The sequence below is a fragment of the Streptomyces sp. NPDC048637 genome, from assembly GCF_040650675.1.
Taxonomy (GTDB): Bacteria; Actinomycetota; Actinomycetes; order Streptomycetales; family Streptomycetaceae; genus Streptomyces.
Genome location: NZ_JBEZHQ010000020.1, coordinates 1 through 17,416, shown reverse-complemented (window position 1 = coordinate 17,416; position 17,416 = coordinate 1). Strand labels below are relative to the sequence as shown.

At 71.7% G+C, this 17,416-nt stretch carries 11 protein-coding genes; 9 read left to right on the top strand and 2 right to left on the bottom strand.

The features are described 5' to 3' along the window. Positions 1-20: 20 nt before the first annotated feature. Entirely contained in the window at positions 21-650 is a 630-nt protein-coding gene (locus tag AB0C46_RS23715) for a phosphatase PAP2 family protein (protein ID WP_362830101.1), read from the bottom strand. Positions 651-1,347: 697 nt separating this feature from the next. Beyond that, positions 1,348-2,697: a 4-aminobutyrate--2-oxoglutarate transaminase gene (gene gabT / locus AB0C46_RS23710; RefSeq protein WP_362830100.1), complete on the bottom strand. Its 1,350-nt coding sequence runs from the start codon at positions 2,695-2,697 to the stop codon at positions 1,348-1,350. Between the two features lie 277 nt (positions 2,698-2,974). Between gabT and AB0C46_RS23705 the strand changes: the two genes are divergently transcribed. From AB0C46_RS23705 to AB0C46_RS23665, 9 genes are all read left to right on the top strand, one after another. After that, positions 2,975-5,467 (top strand): ATP/GTP-binding protein, encoded by a 2,493-nt coding sequence (locus AB0C46_RS23705; RefSeq protein ID WP_362830220.1) that lies wholly within the window; start codon positions 2,975-2,977, stop codon positions 5,465-5,467. Between the two features lie 231 nt (positions 5,468-5,698). After that, complete coding sequence (locus AB0C46_RS23700) at positions 5,699-7,345, top strand: PucR family transcriptional regulator (RefSeq protein WP_362830099.1); 1,647 nt, start codon at positions 5,699-5,701, stop codon at positions 7,343-7,345. Positions 7,346-7,606: 261 nt separating this feature from the next. Further along, positions 7,607-9,067: an aldehyde dehydrogenase family protein gene (locus tag AB0C46_RS23695; RefSeq protein WP_362830097.1), complete on the top strand. Its 1,461-nt coding sequence runs from the start codon at positions 7,607-7,609 to the stop codon at positions 9,065-9,067. 491 nt (positions 9,068-9,558) lie between these two features. Continuing rightward, a complete protein-coding gene (locus AB0C46_RS23690) occupies positions 9,559-11,478 on the top strand; it encodes an acyl-CoA dehydrogenase family protein (RefSeq protein WP_362830096.1) in 1,920 nt (639 codons plus the stop codon). 203 nt (positions 11,479-11,681) lie between these two features. Further along, positions 11,682-12,947, top strand: a complete 1,266-nt coding sequence (dxr, locus tag AB0C46_RS23685; RefSeq protein ID WP_362830095.1) for a 1-deoxy-D-xylulose-5-phosphate reductoisomerase — start codon at positions 11,682-11,684, stop codon at positions 12,945-12,947. Next, a complete protein-coding gene (locus AB0C46_RS23680) occupies positions 12,944-14,245 on the top strand; it encodes a site-2 protease family protein (protein ID WP_362830093.1) in 1,302 nt (433 codons plus the stop codon). The genes dxr and AB0C46_RS23680 overlap by 4 nt, the downstream gene beginning before the upstream one ends. Before the next feature lie 195 nt (positions 14,246-14,440). Next, positions 14,441-15,598 carry a flavodoxin-dependent (E)-4-hydroxy-3-methylbut-2-enyl-diphosphate synthase gene (gene ispG, locus AB0C46_RS23675; RefSeq protein ID WP_085927565.1) on the top strand — a complete coding sequence of 386 codons (1,158 nt, stop codon included), beginning with the start codon at positions 14,441-14,443 and terminating at the stop codon, positions 15,596-15,598. A gap of 174 nt (positions 15,599-15,772) precedes the next feature. Continuing rightward, positions 15,773-16,618: a GNAT family N-acetyltransferase gene (locus AB0C46_RS23670; RefSeq protein ID WP_362830092.1), complete on the top strand. Its 846-nt coding sequence runs from the start codon at positions 15,773-15,775 to the stop codon at positions 16,616-16,618. Positions 16,619-16,642: 24 nt separating this feature from the next. Next, positions 16,643-17,179, top strand: a complete 537-nt coding sequence (locus AB0C46_RS23665; RefSeq protein ID WP_362830091.1) for a GNAT family N-acetyltransferase — start codon at positions 16,643-16,645, stop codon at positions 17,177-17,179. Positions 17,180-17,416: the final 237 nt, after the last annotated feature.

Here is a 17,416-nt window from a genome sequence, read left to right as displayed (position 1 = left end):
CGCCCGTCCGCATGCGGTCATCAGGTCTTCGGCGCCCGCCCGGCGCCCGTCCCCGACCACCGGTCGCACACCGCACACCACACCGCGAGCAGCACCCCGGCCAGGCACCAGCTGCCGACCACGTCCAACGGCCAGTGATAGCCACGACGCACCAGACCGAGGCCGACGGCCACATTGAGCAGCGCCACCGCGGCCATGACCGCCGACGCGACCGGGCGGGCGGCCGGGCGGCCCGCCCGCATCCGCCGCTGACCACGGATCACCAGCAGCGCGGCCACGCCGTACGCCACCGCCGCCGTGGCGCCATGGCCCGACGGATAGAAGCCGTCGTGCGCACCGCCCGCCATCTGCGGCGGGCCCGGCCGGGCGAGCCACAGTTTGAGCGGGACGACCAGCGCGGGCACCGCGGCCAGTGCGAGGCCGGCGGCGAGCGGTGGCAGCCACCACCGCACCGGAGCACCCTCGTCGGACGGCTCCCTGCCCCTGCCGCGCCACCCCGCCCACACCATGACCACGCACAACACCGGCACCGCCACGGCCGTATTGCCGAGATCGGCACAGAACTCGGCGGGCCCGACGGGGAGTTCGCCGGCGACAAGGGCGCGGCCGAGCCGTTCGTCGAGGGTGCGCAGCGGACCGTGGACCGCCACCTGCCAGGTGACCGCGGTGAAGAGCAGTGCACCGGCCAGACAGAACCACCAGGGGGAGAAGCGCCGGGTGCCGCCGCCGGACGGGCCCGTGGAGCCCGGGAAATGGGTCGGCCGCCTCGGAACAGGGGGGGTGGTTCCGAGGCGGCCGTGCTGACCGGTGTCCCGCGCGCCCCGGGGGGTATGGGGCGGGCGGACATCCGATCGGTGAGGATTCCCGGAACCGGGGGTTCCGGTGTTGTGCGCGAGGGCACGGCCTGATCGGAGCCGGGGAAGCGCCGACCGGGCGTCGCCCGCAGTCCCCTGCGAGCGGGGTGTTTCTCTCATCTGCAGAAACCGTACGGCACGGGGAGCGCACCCGACAGGCGCATCACCCGGCCGCCATCGGCCCCGCACATCTTCTTCACGCCATGTCTGCAGCTACGCGCGTCCATGCAGAAATGAGGGCAGAAATGGGGACAGAAGGAGGGCGGAGGAAGGGCGGAGGAAGGGTGGAAGAGGGACGACGAGAGGGCGGAAGAGGGGCGGAAGGGGGGACGACGAGAGGTCGGAAGAGGGGCGGAAGGGGGGACGGACGAGAGGGCGGAAGAGGACGTGTCCCGGGCCGTGCCCTCGGAACGGGGTACGGCCCGGGGGCACGGCTCATGCCGCGCCCGCGGGCCGTACCGGGGTTCCTCCCGCGGAGCGCGGTGGGTGCCGCTCAGAGCGCGGCGAAGGCGCCTTCGAGGATGTCCAGACCCTCGTTGAGCAGGTCCTCACCGATGACCAGCGGCGGCAGGAAGCGCAGCACATTGCCGTACGTACCGGTCGTCAGCACCAGCAGGCCCTCCTGGTGGCAGGCCTTGGCGAGGGCGGCGGTGGCCTCCGGGTTGGGGTCCTTGGAGCCGGACTTGACCAGCTCGATCGCGATCATCGCGCCGCGGCCGCGGACCTCGCCGATGATGTCGTACTTCTCCGCGATCGCGTGCAGACGGGCCGTCATGACCTCGCCGATCCGGCGGGCCTTGGCGTTCAGGTCCTGCTCGCGCATGGTCTCGATCGAGCCCAGCGCCGCGGCGCAGGCCACCGGGTTACCGCCGTAGGTGCCGCCCAGACCGCCCGCGTGCGCGGCGTCCATGATCTCGGCGCGGCCGGTGACGGCGGCCAGCGGCAGACCGCCGGCGATGCCCTTGGCCGTCGTGATCAGGTCCGGGACGATGCCCTCGTCCTCACACGCGAACCACTGGCCCGTGCGGCAGAAGCCGGACTGGATCTCGTCCGCGACGAAGACGATCCCGTTCTCCTTCGCGAAGTTCGCGATCGCCGGGAGGAAGCCCTTGGCCGGCTCGATGAAGCCGCCCTCACCGAGCACCGGCTCGATGATGATCGCCGCGACGTTCTCCGCGCCGACCTGCTTGGTGATCTGCGAGATGGCCTGGTCGGCGGCCTCCTGCGCGCAGTTCTCCGGGCCGGTCAGCCAGCGGTAGGGGTAGGCCACCGGGACGCGGTAGACCTCGGGCGCGAACGGTCCGAAGCCCTGCTTGTACGGCATGTTCTTGGAGGTGAGCGCCATCGTCAGGTTCGTGCGGCCGTGGTAGCCGTGGTCGAAGACGACGACCGCCTGGCGCTTGGTGTGCACGCGGGCGATCTTGACGGCGTTCTCGACGGCCTCGGCGCCGGAGTTGAACAGCGCCGACTTCTTCGCGTGGTCGCCCGGCGTCAGCTCGGCCAGCTGCTCACACACCTCGATGTACGGCTCGTACGGCGCCACCATGGCACAGGTGTGGGTGAAGGCCTCGAGCTGCGCGGTGGCCCGGCGGACGACCGCCTCCGCACTGTTGCCGACCGAGGTCACCGCGATGCCGGAGCCGAAGTCGATCAGGGAGTTCCCGTCCACGTCCTCCAGGACGCCACCGCCCGCGCGCTTGACGAAGACGGGCAGCACAGCGCCGACACCACCGGCCACCGTGGCCTGCTTACGGGCCCACAGCTCCTGCGACTTCGGGCCGGGAATCGCAGTGACGACGCGACGCTCCTGGGGGAGGGCGGGGCCTCCGGACAGTTCGGTCATGGCAGTCTCCTGAGGGTGGAACGGGGACGTACAAAGGTGTTGTTCTCGCAGGCTAGGGGCGGCCGGGCGGGTCTGGCATGTTCCGTTCGGGAGAAGTGCGCGTGTTGCGTTGTCCGCACCGGACATAGCGACGGCCCACGGCCAGTAGATTGAGCGGCGGCCCGCACGGCAACGGGCGGACACCAGCGCGGGCATGACAATGACAACGCGGCCGGACATCCCGGCCGCAGCGCCAGAACGCAGCAGGCCACGGCTCAAGGGGGACAAGGGGCACCGGATGGACACCGAGGGCACGCAGGACGCACGCAACACCCGCTCCGACCAGGTGCCGCGGCCGGCGGCCCCCCCGGACGCGCCGCCGCGGCCCAGTGCGCCGCCGGGCTTCGCCGCTCCGACCGCCGCGGCCGGCCGGGCCACGGGGTCCGGCACCTCCGCCCGGGCCGGCGGCGCTCCGCAGTCCCCGTTCATGGCCTGGCTGAGCGCTCCACGCGTCCTGTCGGGGCCGGGGATCTGGGCCTTCGAGCACAAGCCCCGGCCGAAGGAGGAGCCGCACGACATCGCGGTGCCGCAGCTGATCGCCGGGGCGGTGATCTCGTTCCTGTGCGCGTGGCTGATCTGGTCGTTGCTGATGAACGACTACCTCGGCCCCTACTGGAAGTGGCCGCGCGAGGTGATGCTGCCCGACGCGTGGAAGACGGGTAACGCCAACGTCATCTCGTCGTTCGTCTACATGGCTCTCATCCTCGGCGCGATCGTCATCGTCTTCGGCCGGGTGGGGCGATGGCCCACGCTGTTCCGCCGGCTGCTCGCCCCGCCGGCGAACCGGGTCTGGGACAGGCTCCCTGCATGGCTGGCGCCCAAGGACCCCGCTTCGCTCCCCGGCGGACAGCTGATCGCGCGTGCGGCGGTGACCCTGCTGCTCGTGTGGTTTCTCTGGCAGTGGTGCATCGACAAGACGACCGACTCGTCCCTCCTGATGCTGCAGCTGGAGAATCTGACGCCGGTGTCGGGGCAGGCCGCGTCGTATTTCTACTACGCCACCAGCTATTCGCTGATCGACCTCGGTGTGCTGCTGGCTGTCTTCAGCCGGTTCGCCTGCCTTCCGGAGCTGCGCCGTCGATACGGTTCATCGAGCCGTCGTGCCACGTCCGAAGCCAGGAAGACCGCGGACAGCACCGCCCGGGTGCTACAGGTGGACCAGGCCGAGTGGGCCGCCCTTCGCGCCGCCGGCGCTCCGGCGGCCGCCGACCGCTTGGCGCACGAGGCCAGGTCCGGGCTCATGAACGACGTCGATCACGCGCGGATCGGCCGCGCCTGGCAGTCCGTACGTGCACAGCCGAGCCGGCTTCAGGCCTTCGTCGACAGCGTGCAGGAACAGGGCGCCGCCGCGTGTCTGCACCCCTCTGGGGCACGCGATCTGACGACGCGGACCGCACTCCACGACCTGCTCACCTCCCAGGTGCGTATCGGCACGGCGTCCGAGGACGCGCGCAACCCCTATGAGCGGCGCGGCACGGGCTGTGCGCTCGAACCTGACGTGCTCGGTACCTCGCTGCTGGCGGTGGGTCCGCCCGGTTCCGGGAAGACAACTCGCCTGGTGCGCCCGCTGGTTGAGGCCCTGTGCCTCCAGGCGCTGGCCGGGCGGGCCGCCGTCGTGTCCCTGGGAACGGCTGCCTCGGCACCCGCGTCCGATGACGCCTTCGACGCCGTGATCAGGATCGGTCACCGCGACGCGGAGTGTGATCTGGACCTGTACGGCGGAACGACCGACCCCGATGAGGCGGCCGGGATGCTGGCCGAGGCCCTGGTAGGGGATGTGGCGGCGACGCTGCCCGGGGGAGATGTGCGGCGGGCGGCAACTGTGCTGGGGCAGTTGCTGGGGCCCTTCCGGGTGGCACACGGGCGGTTCCCCGGGGTGGCGGAGCTGCGGGAGTTGCTGGACGGGTCGCGAGAGGCGACGGCGGGACTGCGGGCCATGCTCGAGGCGGCAGGCGAGAACGGCGCGCTGCGGGAGCTGGACGCCCGGGAGCGGCAGGCGGAGCGGCCGGGAGACGCCGGGGTGCTGCTCGCGGACCGGGTCGCGCTGCTGGACCGGCCGGCGTTCGCGGGGTTCTTCGACCCGACCGGGCGCTCACGGCAGGTGTCGCTGCGCGCCCTGGACCATCCTCTGCGGGTGCGGATCGATCTGCCCGAGCGCGGACACACGGAGGCCTCACGGATTCTGGCGCGGCTGGTTCTGGCGCAATTCACCGAGTGCGCGGTCGCCCGGACGGACCGGTCGGTCTTCGCCTGTCTGGTGCTTGACGACGCCTCGCATGTGATCACCCAGGAGGCGCTGCGTGGACTGCAGCGGCTGCGGTCGGCGAACGCGGGGGCGGTGCTGACGCTGCGGTCGTTGGACGACGTACCGGAGTCGCTGCGTGGCGCGCTGCTCGGTGCGGTCGGCTGCCGGATGGCGTTCGCGGGCGTGACCACCTGGGACGGGGCGCGGTTCGCCGAGGTGTGGGGCAAGGCGTGGGTGGAGACGCGGGACGTCACCGACCGGCAGATTGTCTCCGACGAGCCGTTCACCAAGGTCATGCACTCCATCCGGCGGCTGGTCACGGGGAAGAACGTGACCGCCAAAGCCGTCACCGTCCGCACCGTCGAGCGGGAACGCTGGTCCGCCTCGGATCTTGCCAATTCCGTGCCGCCCGGGCATGCGGTGCTGTCCGTGACCTCGGTGGCGGGGGAGCATGCTCCGCCGGTGCTGGTGGATCTGCGGTCCTGACGGCAGGGGAGTGGGGCGGGCGCCGTCTTGTGCGTCTGTCCGGCCGGGTGTGGGGGCCCGGCCGTGTGGGGCGGGAAGGCGTGGGGTCCCCCCGATTCCTCCGCTGAGGCAGAATCGGCACTGGCCGTTATACGAGGCGGCGCAAATAATCGGGTGTCGAGCGGGCTTCGGCCGGTTCGTGGCCGGTTGCCGCCCGGTCGTTCCCGCAGTCGTCGACGTCATGAAGGTCCCATGCCGCACACCCTGGCTTCCCTGGTCAGTCACACCGCGCTCAAGCTGACCGTGCTCGCGGGCGAGGAGCGGCTGGAGGCGCCGGTGCGCTGGGCGCATGCGAGTGAGCTGATCGATCCGGTGCCGTACATGGAGGGCGGTGAGCTGCTGCTGATCACCGCGCTCAAGCTGGACGCGGAGGACGTGGAGGCCACCCGGAGGTATGTGCGGCGGGTCGCGGAGGCCGGGGTCGTCGGGCTGGGGTTCGCGGTCGGGGTCAATTACGAGGGTGTGCCGCAGGCGCTGGTCGACGCGGCCAGGGAGCAGGGGCTGCCGCTGCTCGGGGTGCCGCGCAGGACGCCGTTCATCGCGATCAGCAAGGCGGTGTCGGCGGCCGTCGCCGCCGACCAGTACCGCGCGGTGACGGCGGGGTTCGAGGCCCAGCGGGAGCTGACCCGGGCGGCGCTCAGCGCCGAGGGGCCGGCCGAGCTGCTGGCCCGGCTCGCGGCTCATCTGGACGGCTGGGCCGCGCTCTACGACGCCTCGGGTGCGGTGGTGGCCGCCGCTCCCGATTGGGCGGCCCGCCGCGCGGCCCGGCTGTCCGACGACGTCGGGCGGCTGCGGGAGCGGCCCGCCCCCGCCAGCTCGGTCGTCAGCGACACCGACGGCGATGACCGGGTCGAGCTGCAGTCGCTGGGCACCGGCCGCCGGGCCCGCGGGGTGCTCGCGGTGGGGACCGGTGCGCCGCTCGGCACCGCCGAGCGCTATGCCGTGCACTCCGCGGTCGCGCTGCTCACCCTGACCACCGAGCGGTCCCGGGCACTGCAGGACGCCGAGCAGCGGCTGGGTGCCGCGGTGCTGAAGATGCTGCTCGCGGGGGAGCCGGACCATGCACGGGCGGTGGCGGGCCGGCTCTACGGCGGGCTGCTGGACGCGCCGTTCCGGGTGCTGGTCGCCGAGCCGGTGGCCGGTGTGGCGCCGTCGTCGGGCGTGGCCGCGGGCGCCGGGGCCGTGGGGGTGCTCGACGCGCTCGCCGATGCGATGGACTCCGCGGCCGCGAGGACCGGTGAGGCGGTGCTGGCCGTCCCCGACGGCGGCCGGCTGGTCGTGCTGGTCGCGGACGGCGGGGCAGCCGCGGAGGCCTCGGCCGCGTACGCCGCCGAGGCCGAGGCCCGCGCCGGTGCGCAGCCGCGTGCGCGGGGCCGGGCGGGGCGGGCGGAGACGGGGCACGGCGAGGAGGTGGCCGTCGGGCTGTCGGCGCCGACCGGGCCGATCGCCGCCGCGAACGCCTACCGCCAGGCCGAACAGGCGCTGTCGGTGGCGCGGCGGCGCGGCCGTGTGCTGGTCGAGCACGAGGACGTGGCGGCCGGGTCCGTGCTGCCGCTGCTCGCCGACGACGCGGTCCGTGCGTTCGCGGACGGGCTGCTGCGGGCGCTGCGGGAGCACGACGCGACCGGCCGCGGCGATCTGGTGGCCTCACTGCGCGCCTGGCTCGCCCGGCACGGCCAGTGGGACGCGGCCGCCGCCGACCTGGGAGTGCACCGCCACACCCTGCGCTATCGGATGCGGCGGGTGGAGGAGATCCTGGGGCGCTCGCTGGACGACGCGGATGTGCGGATGGAGCTGTGGCTGGCGCTCAAGGCGACCTCGGCGCCCCAGGGGGAGTGAGGGCGGGGCGCCCTGCTCGTTCCGCGCAGGTGGCAGCCCCGGGGGACCGGCGTGCGCGCTTCCGGGAGGCCGCGCATCCACCCGCCCCTGACCCGTCTCGTACGCCCCCTCCACCGCGGAGAGACGGGCGCAGTGATTTCGCCGCTTCGGACAAACGCCACGACGGCGCCGCACCCCTACCGTGGGTCCAGAGTCAAAACCGCAGAGACGCTCCCTGAGCCATGCGCACCACCCACCACTTCTGAAGGGCCGGGTTCCACTGTGCCGATCCCCACTGATGCAGCCCCCACCGCCTTTTGGCTCGCCGGCCGCGAGGCCACCGGCGAGGCCACCTTCGATGTCACCTCCCCCTGGGACGGACGTCTCGTCGGCACGGTGAGCGTCCCCACCGAGGCCCAGGTCGAGGCGGCCATCGCCGCCTCCGTCGCCGTCCAGGACGAACTCGCCGCGACCCCCGCGCATGTGCGGGCCGCCGCGCTGGACCATGTGCACCGCCGGCTGGTGGAGCGTACCGAGGAGATCGCCCGGCTGATCTCCGCGGAGAACGGCAAGCCCATGAAGTGGGCGCGCGGCGAGGTCGGCCGGGCCGTCTCCGTGTTCCGTTTCGCCGCCGAGGAGGCCCGCCGCTTCAACGGCGGTGAGGCGCAGCGCCTGGACACCGACGCCGGCGGCGCCGGCCGGCTGGCGCTGACCCGCCGCTTCCCGCGCGGCACGGTCCTGGGCATCGCCCCGTTCAACTTCCCGCTGAACCTCTGCGCCCACAAGATCGCCCCGGCCATCGCGGCCGGCGCCCCGATCCTCCTCAAGCCTGCCCCGGCCACCCCGCTCTCCGGCCTGATCCTCGGTGAGCTGCTGGCCGAGACCGACCTGCCGGCCGGTTCCTGGTCGATCCTCCCGGTGCCCAACGACCGTATGGAGGCGCTGGTCCAGGACGAGCGGCTGCCCGTGGTCTCCTTCACCGGCTCCGAGAAGGTCGGCTACGCGATCCTGGACTCGGTGCCGCGCAAGCACTGCACCCTGGAGCTCGGCGGCAACGGCGCGGCCGTTGTCCTGCCGGACTTCTCCACCGAGGCGGACCTGGACTGGGCGGCACAGCGCATCGCCACCTTCTCCAACTACCAGGGCGGGCAGTCCTGCATCTCGGTGCAGCGGGTCATCGCGGACGCGTCCGTGTACGACCGGCTGGTGCCCAAGATCGTGGCGGCCGTCGAGGCACAGGTCACCGGCGACCCGTCGGACGACGCGACCGAGGTCGGCCCGCTGGTCAACGAGGACGCCGCCAAGCGCGTCGAGTCCTGGGTGGACGAGGCCGTGGAGCGCGGGGCGAAGCTGCTCGCGGGCGGCAAGCGCGACGGTGCCTCCTACGCGCCGACCGTGCTGGAGGACGTGCCCGCCGACGCCACCCTCGCCTGCGAAGAGGTCTTCGGCCCGGTGCTCACGATCAAGAAGGTCGACGGGGAGGCCGAGGCCTTCGCGGCCGTCAACGACTCCAAGTTCGGCCTGCAGGCGGGGGTGTTCACCCACGACGTGAACACCGCCTTCCGTGCCCACCGCGCGCTGGAGGTCGGCGGCGTGATCGTCGGCGATGTGCCGTCCTACCGCGCCGACCAGATGCCGTACGGCGGTGTGAAGCAGTCCGGTGTGGGCCGCGAGGGCGTGCGCTTCGCGATGGACGACTACACCTACGAGCGGGTACTGGTCCTCACCGGCCTGGCCCTGTAACACCCGGCCCGGCCCGGACCGGTGGACAGCGACGGCCATCCCTTGGGCCGTATCGCCGTCCGGGCCCCGGCCGGCGCACCACCCGGCGCCGGTCCTCGACGCGGCGCGCTCCGGCACCCTGTTTCCGGAGCGCGCCGCGTCCCCCGTTTTCCGGCACCGCCATGCCGGATCTTGACGGTACGGGACGCGCCCCCTCCGCTTCCTCCTGTCTGAGAGGGAGCCGCGGATGTACCCCAGGGGGGAATCGCCACCGCGCGTACAACCTTCGCGGTATGCCGCACCCCCCGAAGGGCGGAGGGCGGCCGGCCGGCCCGGTCCGGTGCCGGGGGGTATGTCCCGCTTGGTGTGCGGTGGCCCGAACACTCCCCTGCGCCTGGTAGCTCCAGTGGTGCAACCCGTGCGGATCGGGTAACTCTCACAAGTAGCGCTGTCCAGCGGCCGACCGGCCCGCCGGCGCTGAACTCCCGACCCAGCGGCGAGGTGAGCTCCTGATGACCGCTCCATCCATCCGCAACGTTTCCGAGCGCGAAGCACGCCAGGTCGCCGAAGCGGCACGCGAGCAGGACTGGCGCAAGCCCAGCTTCGCCAAGGAACTGTTCCTGGGGCGCTTCCGGCTCGACCTCATCCATCCGCACCCCACCCCCGCGGTCGACGACGTACGCCGCGGCGAGAAGTTCCTCGCCACGCTGCGCGAGTTCTGCGAGAGCGAGGTCGACGGCGCCCGGATCGAGCGCGAGGGGCAGATCCCGGACGAGACCGTCGACGGGCTCAAGGCGCTCGGCGCGTTCGGGATGAAGATCGACCCCAAGTACGGCGGCCTGGGCCTCACCCAGGTCTACTACAACCGGGCCCTGTCCCTCGTCGGCACCGCCAGCCCCGCCATCGGCGCGCTGCTCTCGGCGCATCAGTCGATCGGTGTACCGCAGCCCCTGAAGCTGTTCGGCACCAAGGAGCAGAAGGAAACCTTCCTGCCGCGCTGCGCCCGTACGGACATCTCGGCCTTCCTGCTGACCGAGCCCGATGTCGGCTCGGACCCCGCCCGGCTGGCGACCACGGCCGTCCCGGACGGTACGGACTATGTGCTCGACGGTGTGAAGCTGTGGACCACCAACGGGGTGGTCGCCGATCTGCTGGTGGTGATGGCGCGGGTGCCCGCGTCCGAGGGCCACAAGGGCGGCATCACGGCCTTCGTCGTCGAGGCGGACTCACCCGGCATCACCGTCGAGAACCGCAATGCGTTCATGGGCCTGCGCGGCCTGGAGAACGGTGTCACCCGCTTCCACCAGGTACGGGTCCCGGCCGCGAACCGCATCGGCCCCGAGGGCGCCGGTCTGAAGATCGCCCTGACCACCCTCAACACCGGCCGGCTGTCGCTGCCCGCGATGTGCGTCGGCTCCGGCAAGTGGTGCCTGAAGATCGCCCGTGAGTGGTCCGCGGCCCGTGAGCAGTGGGGCCGGCCGGTCGCCAAGCATGAGGCCGTCGGCGCCAAGATCTCCTTCATCGCCGCCACCACCTTCGCCCTCGAAGCGGTCGTCGACCTCTCCTCCCAGATGGCCGACGAGAACCGCAACGACATCCGCATCGAGGCCGCCCTCGCCAAGCTCTACGGCTCCGAGATGGGCTGGCTGATGGCCGACGAGCTGGTCCAGATCCGCGGCGGCCGCGGCTTCGAGACCGCCGACTCGCTCGCCGCCCGCGGCGAACGCGCCGTCCCCGCCGAGCAGATGCTGCGCGATATGCGCATCAACCGGATCTTCGAGGGCTCCACGGAGATCATGCATCTGCTGATCGCCCGCGAGGCGGTGGACGCCCATCTGTCGGTCGCCGGCGATCTCATCGACCCCGACAAGACCCTCGCCGACAAGGGCCGGGCGGCGGCCCGGGCCGGCGGGTTCTACGCCCGCTGGCTGCCCAAGCTCGTCGCCGGTCCGGGCCAGCTCCCGCGTACGTACCAGGAGTTCGGCCGGCTCTCGGGCCATCTGCGCTATGTCGAGCGGACCTCCCGCAAGCTCGCCCGCTCCACCTTCTACGCGATGTCCCGCTGGCAGGGCCGGATGGAGACCAAACAGGGCTTCCTCGGCCGGATCGTCGACATCGGCGCCGAACTCTTCGCGATGAGCGCGGCCTGCGTACGGGCCGAGTATCTGCGGGAGACCGATGACCACGGCCGGGAGGCGCAGCAGCTGGCCGATGTGTTCTGCCGGCAGGCGCGGATCCGCGTCGAGGAGCTGTTCGGCCGGCTGTGGAGCAACACCGATGAACTCGACCGCAAGGTCGTCTCCGGAGTCCTCGACGGCAGCTACGCCTGGCTGGAGGAGGGCATCATCGACCCCAGCGGCGAGGGCCCCTGGATCGCCGACGCCACTCCGGGCCCGAGCATGACCGACAACGTCCGGCGCCCCATCCGCTGAACGTACCTCGGCCGTGCGCCCAGGGCCGGTCCGGCAGCGATCCACCGGACCGGCCCTGGAGCATGTCCCGCCGAGCGCGCCGAGCCACCTGATCCATTTGACCGATCCGGGGCCTGTCCTCCGGATCGGCCCGCGCCCGCGGCTGATCCACAAGACAGCCCTAGGTGTCACGGCCCCCTCGGCGACCGGCCACAATGGACCACATGACGGACTCCCTCGCCCACCCGCAACTGCGTTTCGAGCCGGCCGCCACCCACGCGGACGGCCCGCGCGACATCGTGATCCTCGGCTCGACCGGGTCGATCGGCACGCAGGCGATCGACATCGTGCTGCGCAACCCCGACCGGTTCCGGGTGACCGCGCTCTCCGCGGCCGGCGGCCGGGTCGAGCTGCTCGCCGATCAGGCGCACCAGCTGCGGGTGACCGCCGTCGCCGTGGCGCGCGAGGAGGCGGTGCCCGCGCTGCGTACGGCGCTGGCGGACCGCTACGGCGCGGGCGAGCCGCTGCCCGAGATCCTGGCCGGCCCCGACGCGGCCACCGACCTGGCCGCCTCCCCCTGCCACACCGTCCTCAACGGCATCACCGGCTCCATCGGCCTCGCCCCTACCCTCGCCGCCCTCAAGGCGGGCCGGGTGCTCGCGCTGGCCAACAAGGAGTCGCTGATCGTCGGCGGCCCCCTGGTCAAGGCGCTCGCCGCGCCCGGCCAGATCATCCCCGTCGACTCCGAGCACTCCGCGCTCTTCCAGGCGCTCGCCGGCGGTGCGCGGGCAGAGGTCCGCAAGCTGGTGGTCACCGCCTCCGGCGGCCCGTTCCGCGGCCGCACCAAGCGCGAGCTGGAAGAGGTCACGCCCGAGCAGGCGCTGGCCCACCCCACCTGGGCGATGGGGCCGGTCATCACGATCAACTCCGCGACGCTGGTCAACAAGGGGCTGGAGGTCATCGAGGCGCATCTGCTCTACGACGTCCCCTTCGACCGCATCGAGGTCGTCGTCCATCCGCAGTCCTACATCCACTCGATGGTGGAGTTCACCGACGGCTCCACACTCGCCCAGGCCAGCCCGCCCGACATGCGGATGCCGATCGCGCTGGGCATCGGCTGGCCGGAGCGGGTTCCGGACGCGGCCCCGGGCGTGGACTGGACGAAGGCGCAGACCTGGGAGTTCTTCCCGCTGGACGAGGAGGCCTTCCCGTCCGTCCCGCTGGCCTGCCGGGTCGGTGATCTGGGCGGCACCGCCCCCGCCGTGTTCAACGCGGCGAACGAGGAATGTGTGGAGGCATTCCTCAAGGGCGGGCTGCCGTTCACCGGGATTGTGGATACGGTCGCCGCAGTGGTCGCCGAGCACGGCACGCCCGGACGGGGAACCTCCCTGACCGTCGCGGACGTCCTGGAGGCGGAAACCTGGGCGCGCGCCCGCGCCCGCGAACTGGCCGCCCGTGCGGCACGGACACCTTCGGAGGCTCGCGCATGACGACCTGGATGACCATCCTCGGCATAGTCGTCTTCGTCGTCGGCCTGCTGTTCTCCATTGCCTGGCACGAGCTCGGCCATCTCTCCACGGCCAAGCTGTTCGGTATCCGCGTGCCGCAGTACATGGTGGGCTTCGGGCCGACGCTCTTCTCCCGCAAGAAGGGCGATACCGAGTACGGCATCAAGGCCGTCCCGCTCGGCGGCTACATCCGCATGATCGGCATGTTCCCGCCCGGCGACGACGGAAAGCTGCAGGCCCGCTCCACCTCGCCGTTCCGCGGCATGATCGAGGACGCCCGCTCGGCGGCCTTCGAGGAGCTGCAGCCCGGCGACGAGAAGCGGCTCTTCTACACCCGCAAGCCCTGGAAGCGCGTCATCGTGATGTTCGCCGGGCCGTTCATGAATCTGATCCTTGCGGTCGTGATCTTCATGAGCGTGCTGATGGGCTTCGGCATCAACACCCAGACCACCCAGGTCGGCTCGGTCTCGGAGTGCGTCATCTCGGTCGCCGCCAAGACCGACAAATGCCCGGCCGGCGCCAAGGACTCCCCGGCCAAGGCCGCGGGCCTGCGGGCCGGCGACAAGATCGTCTCGTTCAACGGCCGTCCCGTGCCGGACTGGGGCGCCCTGCAGCAGCAGATCCGTGACACCACCGGGCCCGCGACCCTCGTCGTCGAGCGGCACGGCGCGCGCACCACTCTGCACGCCGACCTCATCGAGAACAAGGTCGCCAAGACCGACGGCCACGGCGGCTATGTCCCCGGCGAATTCGTCACCGCCGGCTTCCTCGGCTTCACCCCGGCCAGCGGCGTCGTCCAGCAGTCCTTCGGCCAGTCCGTCGACCGCATGGGCAACATGGTCGAGCAGGGTGTCTCCTCGCTGATCAACCTGCCCGCCAAGGTCCCGGACCTGTGGGACGCGGCCTTCAACGGCGGCGAACGCAAGCAGGACTCCCCGATGGGCGTGGTCGGCGCGGCCCGGGTCGGCGGCGAGGTCTTCTCCCTGGACATCCCGCCGGAGCAGCGGGTGGCCACCATGCTCTTCCTGGTCGCCGGCTTCAACCTCTCGCTGTTCCTGTTCAACATGCTGCCGCTGCTGCCGCTGGACGGCGGGCACATCGCCGGCGCCCTGTGGGAGTCCCTCCGACGGGCCTTCGCCAAGATCGTCCGGCGGCCCGACCCCGGCCCGTTCGACGTCGCCAAGCTGATGCCGGTCGCCTACGTCGTCGCCGGGATCTTCATCTGCTTCACGCTGCTGGTGCTCGTCGCCGACGTGGTGAATCCGGTGAAGCTGACCTGAAAACGGGTTTGGCGGCGGCCGGGCCCCTTCGTGGCGTGTGCCGGGGCACCTCTGTGGCGTTTGGAGGTGCCCGGCCGTCTCCATTCGTGGCGCCACACGGGCGCGATGTGCTTGCCGCGACTCCTGTGCCGTAATCTCGAAGACCGGAGCCCGCCGCTGCGGGGCCTAGATCCACACCTTGGGGTTGCTCGCCAGATGACTGCCATTTCACTGGGAATGCCGGACGTACCGACCAAGCTTGCCGACCGCCGGGTCAGCCGCAAGATCCAGGTCGGGCCGGTTGCCGTGGGCGGAGACGCACCGGTCTCGGTGCAGTCGATGACGACCACACGTACGTCCGACATCGGTGCGACGCTGCAGCAGATCGCCGAGCTGACGGCCTCCGGCTGCCAGATCGTCCGCGTCGCCTGCCCGACACAGGACGACGCCGATGCGCTGCCCGTGATCGCCCGGAAGTCTCAGATTCCGGTCATCGCGGACATCCATTTCCAGCCGAAGTACGTCTTCGCCGCGATCGATGCCGGCTGCGCGGCGGTCCGGGTCAACCCCGGCAACATCAAGCAGTTCGACGACCAGGTCAAGGAGATCGCCAAGGCCGCCGGCGACGCCGGCACCCCGATCCGGATCGGGGTCAACGCCGGCTCCCTGGACCGCCGCCTGCTGCAGAAGTACGGCAAGGCCACCCCCGAGGCGCTCGTCGAGTCCGCGCTGTGGGAGGCGTCCCTCTTCGAGGAGCACGGCTTCCGCGACATCAAGATCTCGGTCAAGCACAACGACCCGGTCGTGATGGTCAATGCCTACCGGCAGCTCGCCGCCCAGTGCGACTACCCCCTCCACCTCGGCGTCACGGAGGCCGGCCCCGCCTTCCAGGGCACCATCAAGTCCGCCGTCGCCTTCGGCGCGCTGCTCAGCGAGGGCATCGGCGACACCATCCGGGTCTCGCTGTCCGCGCCGCCCGCCGAAGAGGTCAAGGTCGGCATCTCCATCCTGGAGTCGCTCAACCTCCGCCAGCGCCGGCTGGAGATCGTCTCCTGCCCGTCCTGCGGCCGTGCCCAGGTCGATGTCTACAAGCTCGCCGACGAGGTCACCGCGGGCCTGGACGGCATGGAGGTGCCGCTGCGCGTCGCCGTCATGGGCTGCGTCGTCAACGGCCCCGGTGAGGCCCGCGAGGCCGACCTCGGTGTCGCCTCCGGCAACGGCAAGGGCCAGATCTTCGTCAAGGGCGAGGTCATCAAGACCGTCCCCGAGTCGAAGATCGTCGAGACCCTCATCGAAGAGGCCATGAAGATCGCCGAGCAGATGGAGAAGGACGGCATCGCCTCCGGCGAGCCGACCGTGGCCGTCGCGGGCTGACCCACGGCCCCGCACCGCCGCTGAGCCCCGCCGCCCGCCCGGGCCGCGGGGCTCAGCGCTGCCCGGGACGATCCGTCCCGCAGCGGCCGGGTGCTCCCCGCAGGCGCGAGGTAAAGTGCCAAGACCTGCTCCCGCCTGGCCTCCCAGGCCCGTAACGGTGAGGCTTTCCGACACGTGCTGACGACCACCGCCATCAAGGTCCTCGAGCCCGGGGAGCTCGACGACGCCCTCGCGGTCCTCGACCGCGATCCGGTCGCCAATGCCTTTGTCGCCGCCCGCGTACAGATCGCCGGCCTCGACCCCTGGCGGCTGGGCGGCGAGATGTGGGGCTGGTACGTGGACGGCCGCCTGGAGTCGCTCTGCTACGCCGGCGCCAACCTCGTCCCGGTCTGCGCCACCTCCGAAGCCATCCGCGGCTTCGCGGAGCGCGCCCGCCGCCAGGGCCGCCGCTGCTCGTCCATCGTCGGCCCCGCGGAACCCACCGCCGAACTGTGGTCGCTCCTGGAGCCGTACTGGGGACCGGCCCGCGAAATCCGCGCCCACCAGCCCCTGATGGTCACCACGGCACCGTCCGCCGAGATCGCCCCCGATCCGTACGTCCGGCGGATCCGCAAGAACGAGATGGACCTGATCATGCCCGCGTGCGTGGCCATGTTCACCGAGGAGGTCGGCATCTCCCCGATGGCGGGTGACGGCGGACTCCTCTACCAGGCCAGGGTCGCCGAACTCGTCGGTGCCGGCCGGTCCTTCGCCCGTATAGAGAACGGCAAGGTCATCTTCAAGGCCGAGATCGGCGCCGCCACCCAGCGGGCCTGCCAGATCCAGGGCGTCTGGGTCGACCCCGCCTACCGCGGCAAAGGCCTCTCCGAGACCGGGATGGCCGCCGTGCTGCGCTACGCCCTCAGCGACGTCGCCCCCATCGTCAGCCTCTACGTCAACGACTTCAACACCGCGGCCCGCGCCTCCTATCGCCGGGTGGGCTTCGAGGAAGTCGGAGCGTTCATGAGCGTACTGTTCTGACGCACCGCCTTGTACGCTCCGAGCATGGATGACGTCGCGGTCGGCCCCCTTGATCTCGCTGCCCGCGTGGATGACGCGCTGGCCGTCCAGGCGCTCGCCTTCGGCCTGAGCCCCGAGGAGACCGCCGTCCGCCGGCACATCGTGCTGCGCCACTTCGGCTGCCCCGGCGCCCGCGCGCTCGGCGCCACCACCCCCGACGGCCGGCTGGTCGGCTTCGTCTACGGCATGCCCAACGACCGCGCCCACTGGTGGTCCACCGTCGTCCAGCCCTACCTCCGCAGCGAGGGCCTCGACCACTGGCTCGACGACTCCTTCACCATCACCGAGCTGCATGTCCACCCCGCCCACCAGCAGCGTGGCATCGGCCGGGCGCTGATCACCCGCATCACCGACGAGGCCGCCGAACCGCGCTCGATCCTGTCGGCCATCGACACCGAGAGCCCGGCCCGCCGCCTCTACCGCTCCCTCGGCTACCGCGACCTCGCCCGCCGCGTCCTCTTCCCGAGCGCCCCCACGCCCTACGCAGTGATGGGCGCCACTCTTCCGCTGCAGCGCCCCTGACCCTCCGCTGCACTTGGCCTTCCTTCCCACGTTTTCGGCTGTCCCGCCGTGGGGGTTGTTCGCCGTTGCGGCTCCGCTGCGCGGGGCGTGGGCTCGGGTGATGTTTGCGGGTGCCCCGCCGTTGCGCCTGCGGCGGGCAGGTGGTTGTCGGGTGCGGTGACGGACCTCCGGGGCCTGGTGTGTGGACTGCTTCGCTTTTAGTACAAACAACACGCCCCACCCGCCCCTCCCCACCCC

Coding starts and splice junctions, on each gene's coding strand:
- gabT (WP_362830100.1), bottom strand. CDS start 2,697: ATGACCGAACTGTCCGGAGGCCCCGCCCTCCCCCAGGAGCGTCGCGTC.
- AB0C46_RS23705 (WP_362830220.1), top strand. CDS start 2,975: ATGGACACCGAGGGCACGCAGGACGCACGCAACACCCGCTCCGACCAG.
- AB0C46_RS23700 (WP_362830099.1), top strand. CDS start 5,699: ATGCCGCACACCCTGGCTTCCCTGGTCAGTCACACCGCGCTCAAGCTG.
- AB0C46_RS23690 (WP_362830096.1), top strand. CDS start 9,559: ATGACCGCTCCATCCATCCGCAACGTTTCCGAGCGCGAAGCACGCCAG.
- dxr (WP_362830095.1), top strand. CDS start 11,682: ATGACGGACTCCCTCGCCCACCCGCAACTGCGTTTCGAGCCGGCCGCC.
- AB0C46_RS23680 (WP_362830093.1), top strand. CDS start 12,944: ATGACGACCTGGATGACCATCCTCGGCATAGTCGTCTTCGTCGTCGGC.
- ispG (WP_085927565.1), top strand. CDS start 14,441: ATGACTGCCATTTCACTGGGAATGCCGGACGTACCGACCAAGCTTGCC.
- AB0C46_RS23665 (WP_362830091.1), top strand. CDS start 16,643: ATGGATGACGTCGCGGTCGGCCCCCTTGATCTCGCTGCCCGCGTGGAT.